Here is an 8,649-nt window from a genome sequence, read left to right on the forward strand (position 1 = left end):
CCCTTCTTAATGAGCAGGCCCTCGCCAATGCCTCCGGCAATTCCGATATCTGCCTCCCTGGCCTCTCCCGGTCCGTTGACCACACAGCCCATGACGGCTACCTTCACATCCAGGTCGATATCCGCCACCATTTCCTCCACCCGGGTGGCCAGGCCGATGAGGTCGATCCTGGTGCGCCCGCAGGTGGGGCAGGAGACCACCTCGATGCCGCCCGTCCTCAGCTTCAGCGCCTTGAGGATCAGCTTGGCGCTCTTTATCTCCTCCACGGGATCCCCGGTCAGGGAAACGCGGATGGTGTCCCCAATGCCCTCATAGAGGATGATCCCCAGGCCCACAGAGGATTTAATATTTCCAGAAAGCAGGGTCCCCGACTCGGTGATCCCCACATGGAGGGGATACCGGCAGTCCCTGGCCAGAAGCTCGTGGGCTTTGACGCACATCATCACATCTGAGGACTTGATGCTCACCACCAGATTATCGTAGCCCAGCTCCTCGATGACCTGGACCTCCCTTTTTGCGCTCTCCACCAGGGCCTCCGCCGTGACTCCCCCGTACCGTTCCACCAGCTCCTTCTCCAGGGAGCCGCTGTTGACTCCCACCCGGATGGGGATGTTATACTCCTTCGCCTTATCCACCACGGCCTTGACCCGCTCCCTGGCGCCGATGTTCCCCGGATTGATCCGGATCTTATCAGCACCGCTTTCCATAGCGGCAATGGCCAGCCGGTAATCAAAATGGATATCCGCCACCAGAGGGATATGGATCTCCCGTTTGATCCGGCGGATGGCGTCAGCCGCCTCCATGGTGGGCACCGCCACCCGGATGATGTCACAGCCGGCGGCCTCCAGCTTAAGGATCTGGTCCACCGTGGCCTCCACATCCTCTGTTTTCGTATTGCACATGGACTGGATCAGCACCGGATTCCCTCCGCCGATCACCTTATCTCCGATCCGGATCACCTTCGTATTTTCCCTGTACATAAAACCCTCCAAACTTTCCAAGGACCGCCTTCCAGACCGACGGCCTTACATAAGGAATCTCACATCGTTAAACAGCACAAACACCATAAAGGCCATGAGAAGCGCCATTCCGGCCATGTTCACCGCGCCCTCGATCCTCTGGTCCACCGGCTTTTTCGCCGCCAACTCGTAGGCGAGGAACACCAGACGGCCTCCGTCCAGGGCCGGGAACGGCAGCAGGTTCATGACGCCCAGATTGGCGGAAAACATCACCATCAGATTCAGGATGTTCATAAACACCGTTACCAGGCCATAAGGCCGCACCTGGTCCACCGTATCGTCGATGATGGAGACGATACGCACCGGACCTGCAATGTCGTCGGCGCTTATCCGGCCCTTTACCAGCTCCTTTAAGCTGTCCACCACAGTAAGCACTGCGTACCGTACTTCTGCGGCTCCGTATTTTATGATCTTCGGGATGTTAAAGCCCAGGGACTCGTAGCCGGAAAACTGGATCCCGGTCAGATACCGGCCGTTCTGGAGCGTAAAAAGATCCGCATCCAGGAACGCCTCATGGCTCTCCCATTTTCCAGTCTCTCCGTCCATCCGGTCATACTGCACCGTAATGTCCCGGTTCCCGTTTACCAGCATCTTAAGGACCACATCCCTGGCGATCATCACCCGGCGGCCGCCGATCTTTGTGATCACATCTCCGGCCTTAAGCCCTGCCGCATCCGCCGCCTGGCCCGGCGTCACCTCCTGGATCCTTGCCGGATCATAACCGGACCAGGATACGATGACCATGGCGAATACAAAGGCCAGGATAAAATTAAAGACCGGGCCTGCGGCCACCACGGACATCCGGGCTGCCGGGGATCTTGAGAAAAACGAGACTCCGCTTCCGTCCTCCGGGTCATTCTCTCCCTCTTCGTCGCCAAATTCCCCCAGCATGGCGCAGGAGCCGCCAAAGGGGAACAGCTTCCAGGAATATCTGGTCCCGCTTTTTTTACTCACATGGGAAAGGAGCCGGGGACCAAATCCCAGGGAAAACTCCACCACAGTGATCCCATTGAGCCTGGCCAGAAGAAAATGGCCGAACTCATGGAATAAAACTATCACACTTAAGACAACCAGTGCCAGTATCACGCTGTCCCTCCATTATATCTGAAATTTATTCTTTTCCTGCCGTCTGCGCAGGAACTCATACGTTTCCTGCTCCGCCTCCAGGACCTGATCCAGAGACGGATGGCTGATCCTTGTATGATGGGCCATGGACTCGGCGATCATATCCGTGATCTCCAGGTATCCGGCCCTGCGGTCCAGGAATTCCGCCACGGCAAACTCATTGGCCGCGTTGAATACCACCGGCAGGGAGCCTCCGGCCTTTCCTGCCTCATAGGCCAGGGCCAGGCCGCGGAAATTCTCCGGATCCGGCTTCTCAAAGGCGATCTCCGTAAGCTTCCAGAAATCCAGCCGGTCCCCGGCCAGGGGCCGCCGCTCCGGATAATACAGGGCGTACTGGATCGGAAGCTTCATATCCGGCGTTCCCAACTGGGCCATGACGGCCCCGTCCTCAAACTGTACCATGGAGTGGATGATGCTTTTAGGCTGCACCACCACCTGGATCCGGTCCAGGTCCACGTCAAAGAGCCACCTGGCCTCCATCACCTCCAGGCCCTTGTTGACCATGGTGGAGCTGTCGATGGTGATCTTTCTTCCCATGGACCAGTTGGGATGCTTTAAGGCATCCTCCACCTGCACGTGCTCCATCTGCTTCCTGGTCCAGCCCCGGAAGGGGCCTCCGGAGGCCGTCAGAAGGATCTTATCTATCTTATTTCTATGCTCTCCGTTTAAGCACTGGAAAATGGCGCTGTGCTCGCTGTCCACCGGAAGAAGGCGCACCTGGTGCTCCCTGGCCAGGGGGACGATGAGATGGCCTGCCGTCACCAGCGTTTCTTTATTGGCCAGGGCAATGTCCTTTCCCGACTTGATGGCAGCCATGGTGGGACGGATTCCGATCATCCCTACCACCGCCGTCACCAGGATCTCATATCCGTCCATGGCCGCGATCTCCATGAGGCCGTCCATGCCGGATACGATCCTTGTATCCGTATCCCTGACCCGCAGGGCCAGGTCCTCTGCCCTTTCTTCGTCCCAGACGCCGCAGACAGCCGGATTAAATTCCCGGATCTGCTCCTCCAGGAGCCTGATATTGCTTCCCGCCGCAATGGCTTTTACTGAAATATCCCCGTTGGCCCGCACCACATCCAGGGTCTGGGTGCCGATGGAGCCGGTGGAGCCGAGGATCCCTATGGTCTTCATTCCGCTTTCCCTCTTTCTCTTATCGTAAGCCCAGGAACATCACTGCAAAGTAAATGGCCGGGGCCGTAAAGATCATACTGTCGAACCGGTCTAAGATCCCGCCGTGGCCGGGGATCAGATGACCGTAGTCCTTGACGCCGTGGTTCCGTTTGATGGCAGAGGCCGCCAGATCCCCGATCTGGGAGATCACAGCCGCAATGGCACAGGCAGCGGCGCTGATGACGCCGGGCCGGGCCAGCTCCACCATATGGCCTTCAAAGTATACGCCGTATAAAAAGCCCAGGAGGGCCGCTCCCAGAACGCCTCCCACGGCTCCCTCCACTGTCTTTTTGGGGCTCAGCTTCGGCGCCATCTTATGCTTTCCAAGGAGCATTCCCGCACAGTAGGCACACGTATCACAGCCCCAGGAGCTTAAAACGATGAGCCACACCAGGTATTTTCCGTCGGGCATGGAGCGCACCTGATACAGGTAGGAAAACATCAGCCCCACATAAAAGATCCCGAAAAAGGCCACCGTGATCTGCTCGGTGGTAAATTTAGGGAACGTAAACACATAGATGGTCATTAAAAGCATCAGCGCTGCGATGGCAAGGAAGGTCACATGACGGTCCATGCCAGTCCATACGATGGCATAATACGCCAGAACGGCCCCGTAGCCCACCAGGCCCGGCAGCTCCTTTTCGATCTTCATGACCCGGTACAGCTCAAAAAGGCCGATCAGGGAAATTGCCAGGGACACCAGGAACAGAAGCGTCCCTCCCTTAACCAGCAGAAATGCCGCCAGGATCACCAAAACGATCCCGCTGATCAGTCTGGTCGTAAACATATTGTCACCCCTTACTTCTTCTCCGTCTGGGAAACGCCGCCGAACCGGCGGTCTCTCTTATTATACTGGCGGATGGCCTCCAGTAATTCCTCTTTGTTAAAATCCGGCCAGAGGCAGTCGGTCACATAGAGCTCCGAATAAGCAAGCTGCCAGAGCAGGTAATTGGAAAGACGCAGCTCCCCGCTGGTGCGGATCAGAAGATCCGGATCCGGGATCCCGGCAGTATCCAGATAGGAGGCAAACCGGCTTTCCGTCATCTCCTCCTCGGTGATCCTTCCGGCCTTCACATCCTCCATGATCTTTTTTACAGCCCGGGTGATCTCATCCCGGCTCCCGTAATTGACGGCGATCACAAAGGTAAGGCCTGTATTGTCCTTTGTCTCCCGTTCCAGGCTGTCGATCCCCTCTACGATATCCGGCGCAAACCGGCTCCTCTCTCCGATCATCCTTACCCGCACATTATTGGCCTTGGCGATCTTTAAAAGCCGTTTTGCATAATACCGGAACAGCTGCATCAGGGCTCCCACTTCCTCTGCCGGCCGCTTCCAGTTTTCTGTGGAAAATCCATAGACCGTCAGGTACCGGATCCCCAGTCTGGCTGCGTCTTCTACGATCTGCTCCACAGTTTCGCAGCCCTTTTTATGGCCCAGCTGCCTGGGAAGGCCCCGTTTTTTCGCCCAGCGGCCGTTTCCATCCAGGATCAGCGCCACGTGGGCAGGAATCTTGAGATTTTCTTCCATTCTTTCCTCCCGTCCGGCATCCTTGGCCGGATTTCAAAAGACAGGGGCCAGGTTTCCCTGCCCCCTGTGATCTTATCTTATACTGTAAGGATCTCTTTCGTTTTGTTCTCCACAGCCTTGTCGATCTTCTCGATGGCCTTGTCGGTGATCTTCTGGATCTTTTCCTCAGCATCCTTTAAATCGTCCTCAGAGATCTCATCGTTCTTTTCCATCTTCTTAAAGGTATCGTTGGCATCGCGGCGGATATTGCGGACTGCCACCTTGGCATTCTCGCCCTTCTTCTTTACATCCTTGGCCAGCTCCTTACGTCTGTCCTCGGTGAGCTCCGGGAAGATCAAGCGGATGCAGGAACCGTCGTTGTTGGGGTTGATGCCCAGATCCGAGGTCTGGATCGCTTTTTCAATGGCCTTTAACAGGCTCTTCTCCCAGGGCTGGATCAGGATCATCCGGGCCTCAGGCACGGAGATATTTCCCACCTGCTGGATCGGGGTCGGAGTTCCATAATAGTCTACTTTGATTTTATCCAGAACGTGCGGATTGGCGCGTCCGGCACGAATGGAGGCGTAATCATTCATCAGGCTGTCAATGGTCTTATCCATCTTTTCTTCGTAGATCTTTAACTGTTCTTTCATAATAACCTCCTGTTATGAAACGGTAACGATGGTACCGTTAATATTTCCCTGCATGGCATTGGCGATGCCGTTTTCCTCGTTTAAGGAGAATACGGCCATGGGCATTTTATGCTCCATGCACATGATGGACGCCGTCAGGTCCACCACTGCTAACTGCTTGTCGATCACTTCCTGGATGGAAACTGTATCGTACTTTTTCGCAGCCGGATTGATCCTGGGATCGCTGTCATAAACGCCGTCAATGGCCTTGGCCAGGAGAATGCAGTCCGCATCCATCTCAATGGCCCGCAGTGTGATGGTCGTATCCGTGGAGAAATAGGGATGTCCGATCCCTCCGGCGAAAAATACTACCATGCCTCTTTCAAAGTATTTATTGGCCCGGTCCTTGGAAAACAGCTTCGTCATAGAGCCGCACTCAAAGGGGGTTAAGATCTGGGTCTTCATGCCGGTGTTCCGGAAGATCTCAGATACGTAAATACAGTTCATGACAGTGGCTAACATTCCGATCTGGTCCGCCTTGGTACGGTCGATGGCGTCGCTGGTACGGCCTCTCCAGAAGTTTCCTCCGCCGATGACGATGCCCACCTGGACGCCGGCATCCACCGAAAGCTTCACCTGTCTTGCAACCTCTTTTACCGTATCCTCGTCAAAACCTGTTTTTTTTGGACCAGCCAGCGCTTCGCCGCTGAGCTTTAAAAAAACGCGTTTCATTTTCATTCTCTGCGCTCTCCTATGTATTTTGTTGTAACCGTCCAGCCATCAGGGATCCGGCGCTTCCGGTCCGCCGCAGGCGGCAGGAAGGGGCATGGCTGAACCGTTCTTTTTTGCTTGTAGGAAATTATATCATACTTTCTGTGAATTGCCAACATGGATTTAAAAGGTTCTCCAGGTTCCCGCTTTCAGCCGTCTTTTCATATCAGCACTTGCATTCCTTTTTCCATGAGATATAATAGAAGAATAAGGAACAGTTCCCGTCAATTTCATATAAAAGCGAGGTAATCACAATGAGAAAAAAGCTTGATCTGACCGAAGGTATTTTCCCCATGCCGGTTTTAATGGTGGCCACCTACAATGAGGACGGAAGCGTAAACGTCATGAACGCCGCCTGGGGCACCATGCAGGAACGGGGCAATGTGGCCCTTAACCTTTCCGAAGCCCATAAGACCGTAAAAAACATCAAGGCAAGAGGCGCCTTCACCGTAAGCATCGCTGACGCCGCCCATGTGACGGAGGCCGATTATTTCGGAGTGGAATCCGGCAATAAGACACCTGATAAATTTGCCAACAGCGGCCTCACTGCCAGCCGGTCCGAATTCGTGGACGCTCCAGTGATCAACGAATTCCCTCTCTGCCTGGAATGTACCTTCATTGAATACCAGGATGGGGCATACGGCTGCGGCGTCATCGGAAAGGTCGTGAACGTGACCGCAGACGAAAGCGTCATGGACGGGGACCGGGTCGATATGGACCGGGTAAACGCCATCGCCTTTGATCCCTATACCCACGGCTATTATAAGGTATCCGGAAGAGTCGGAGAGGCTTTTAAAGACGGACTGAAGCTCAAAAAATAGATCTTCAGCGCCTTTTTAGTTTTTTCCGAAAAAATCCCCCGGGGCCGCGCTCCGGGGGATCCACTTTTAATAATTCTCTGCCTTTACTTCAAAGAAGCTCTGGGGATGGGCGCAGACCGGACAGACTGCCGGGGCCTTTTTCCCGATCACGATATGGCCGCAGTTCCTGCACACCCACATCACCTCTTCACTCTTTTCAAAGACCTTTTTCATCTCCACGTTCTCAAGAAGCTTTAAATACCGCTCCTCATGGGTCTTTTCGATCTCCGCCACCATACGGAACTTATGGGCCAGAGCTGTAAAGCCTTCGGCCTCCGCCTCCTGGGCAAAGGTCTTGTACATATCGGTCCACTCATAGTTCTCTCCGGCTGCAGCGGCTTTTAAGTTCTCTGCTGTATTTCCCAGGAGGGATAATTCCTTGAACCACATTTTGGCGTGCTCTTTTTCATTATCTGCCGTTTCCTGGAAGATCGCGGCGATCTGCTCATAGCCTTCTTTTTTTGCGACGCTGGCAAAATACGTATACTTGTTCCTGGCCTGGGATTCGCCGGCAAATGCAGCGATCAGATTCTGCTCTGTCTTACTTCCTTTTAATTCCATTGCAATTCCCTCCATAAGAATGTTTTTACTGACATTTTTATTTTATGGATTATTATGTCAAAAGTCAATGGATCCTATTCGAAATTCACACATCTTTCACATTCCATATTCTGGGTCCGCTGCCAGGCCAGCAGACGACAGCTATTACATCAGCGCCAGGAGTTTCCGGATATCCTCTTCCTTTGTGGCCCAGCTGGTGGCAAACCGCACCACCGTATGGTCCGCATCCTTTTTCTCCCAGATACTGAAGCTCACTTCCTTCCTTAACTCCTCCAGCTTTTTGTTCTCCAGGATCACAAACTGCTGGTTCGTGGGAGAGTCGATGTGGAAGCCATAGCCCTTTTCCCTCAGCCCCTGCTTTAAAATCTCAGCCATCCGGATGGCATGGCGGCTTACCTCCATATAGAGGCCATCGGTGAACAGTGTATCAAACTGGATCCCCAGAAGGCGTCTCTTGGCTAAAAGTGCTCCATGCTGCTTGATGATGGTGAAAAAATGCTTCGGAACCCGCTCCTTTTTCGGGAACACAACGGCCTCTCCGCAGAGAGCCCCCACCTTTGTTCCTCCGATATAAAAGGCGTCGCAGTACTCGGCGATCACCGGCAGGGTCACGTCTGTACCATGGGCCGCAAGACCGTATCCCAGCCTTGCTCCGTCCATATACAGGGGGATCCCATACGCTTTGCAGACCTGATGGAGGCCTTTCAGCTCGTCTTTTGTATACAGTGTACCGTATTCCGTGGGATGGGAGATGTAGACCATGCCCGGGAATACCATGTGCTCATACGTCTCGTCTCCCCAGAACGTCTTTAAAAGGGCTTCCAGCTCCCCCGCGTCCAGCTTTCCTTCGTGATGGGGAAGTGTGATGACCTTATGGCCGGAAGCCTCGATGGCTCCGGACTCGTGGCAGTTCACATGGCCTGTCTCTGCGGAAACCACTCCCTCATAAGAGGATAAAAGCCCGTCGATGACTGTGGCGTTGGTCTGGGTGCCGCCCAC

Annotated in this window: 10 protein-coding genes; 1 reads left to right on the forward strand and 9 read right to left on the reverse strand. The window is 54.4% G+C overall.

The genetic code is table 11. The features are described 5' to 3' along the window. The 7 genes from ispG to pyrH all read right to left on the reverse strand — a co-directional run. The coding region (ispG, locus tag WIH05_RS09000; protein ID WP_337425277.1) for a flavodoxin-dependent (E)-4-hydroxy-3-methylbut-2-enyl-diphosphate synthase at window positions 1-980 on the reverse strand (980 nt) is incomplete at its 3' end. Window positions 981-1,025: 45 nt separating this feature from the next. Further along, window positions 1,026-2,105, reverse strand: a complete 1,080-nt coding sequence (locus tag WIH05_RS09005) for a M50 family metallopeptidase (protein ID WP_022273626.1) — start codon at window positions 2,103-2,105, stop codon at window positions 1,026-1,028. 12 nt (window positions 2,106-2,117) lie between these two features. Then, window positions 2,118-3,281, reverse strand: coding sequence for a 1-deoxy-D-xylulose-5-phosphate reductoisomerase (locus tag WIH05_RS09010; protein ID WP_337425278.1), 1,164 nt, complete (start codon window positions 3,279-3,281; stop codon window positions 2,118-2,120). A 19-nt stretch (window positions 3,282-3,300) separates the two neighbouring features. After that, window positions 3,301-4,107, reverse strand: coding sequence for a phosphatidate cytidylyltransferase (locus tag WIH05_RS09015; protein ID WP_022273624.1), 807 nt, complete (start codon window positions 4,105-4,107; stop codon window positions 3,301-3,303). 11 nt (window positions 4,108-4,118) lie between these two features. Then, window positions 4,119-4,847, reverse strand: a complete 729-nt coding sequence (locus tag WIH05_RS09020) for an isoprenyl transferase (protein ID WP_022273623.1) — start codon at window positions 4,845-4,847, stop codon at window positions 4,119-4,121. Window positions 4,848-4,924: 77 nt separating this feature from the next. After that, complete coding sequence (gene frr, locus WIH05_RS09025) at window positions 4,925-5,479, reverse strand: ribosome recycling factor (RefSeq protein ID WP_022273622.1); 555 nt, start codon at window positions 5,477-5,479, stop codon at window positions 4,925-4,927. A 12-nt stretch (window positions 5,480-5,491) separates the two neighbouring features. After that, entirely contained in the window at window positions 5,492-6,196 is a 705-nt protein-coding gene (gene pyrH / locus WIH05_RS09030; RefSeq protein ID WP_022273621.1) for a UMP kinase, read from the reverse strand. Window positions 6,197-6,483: 287 nt separating this feature from the next. Between pyrH and WIH05_RS09035 the strand changes: the two genes are divergently transcribed. Further along, the gene (locus WIH05_RS09035; protein ID WP_022273620.1) at window positions 6,484-7,050 is read left to right on the forward strand and encodes a flavin reductase; all 567 of its coding nucleotides are present in this window, start codon (window positions 6,484-6,486) and stop codon (window positions 7,048-7,050) included. Window positions 7,051-7,116: 66 nt separating this feature from the next. On the opposite strand, the gene rbr is transcribed toward WIH05_RS09035, so the two are convergent. Together rbr and WIH05_RS09045 are read right to left on the reverse strand one after the other, a co-directional pair. Beyond that, entirely contained in the window at window positions 7,117-7,650 is a 534-nt protein-coding gene (gene rbr, locus WIH05_RS09040; RefSeq protein ID WP_022273619.1) for a rubrerythrin, read from the reverse strand. Between the two features lie 144 nt (window positions 7,651-7,794). Beyond that, window positions 7,795-8,649, reverse strand: an 855-nt coding sequence (locus WIH05_RS09045; RefSeq protein WP_337425279.1) for an aminotransferase class I/II-fold pyridoxal phosphate-dependent enzyme, incomplete at its 5' end; no start/stop codon positions are given.

It is taken from the genome of Alitiscatomonas sp. (genome assembly GCF_037242085.1).
GTDB lineage: Bacteria > Bacillota > Clostridia > Lachnospirales > Lachnospiraceae > Alitiscatomonas > Alitiscatomonas aceti.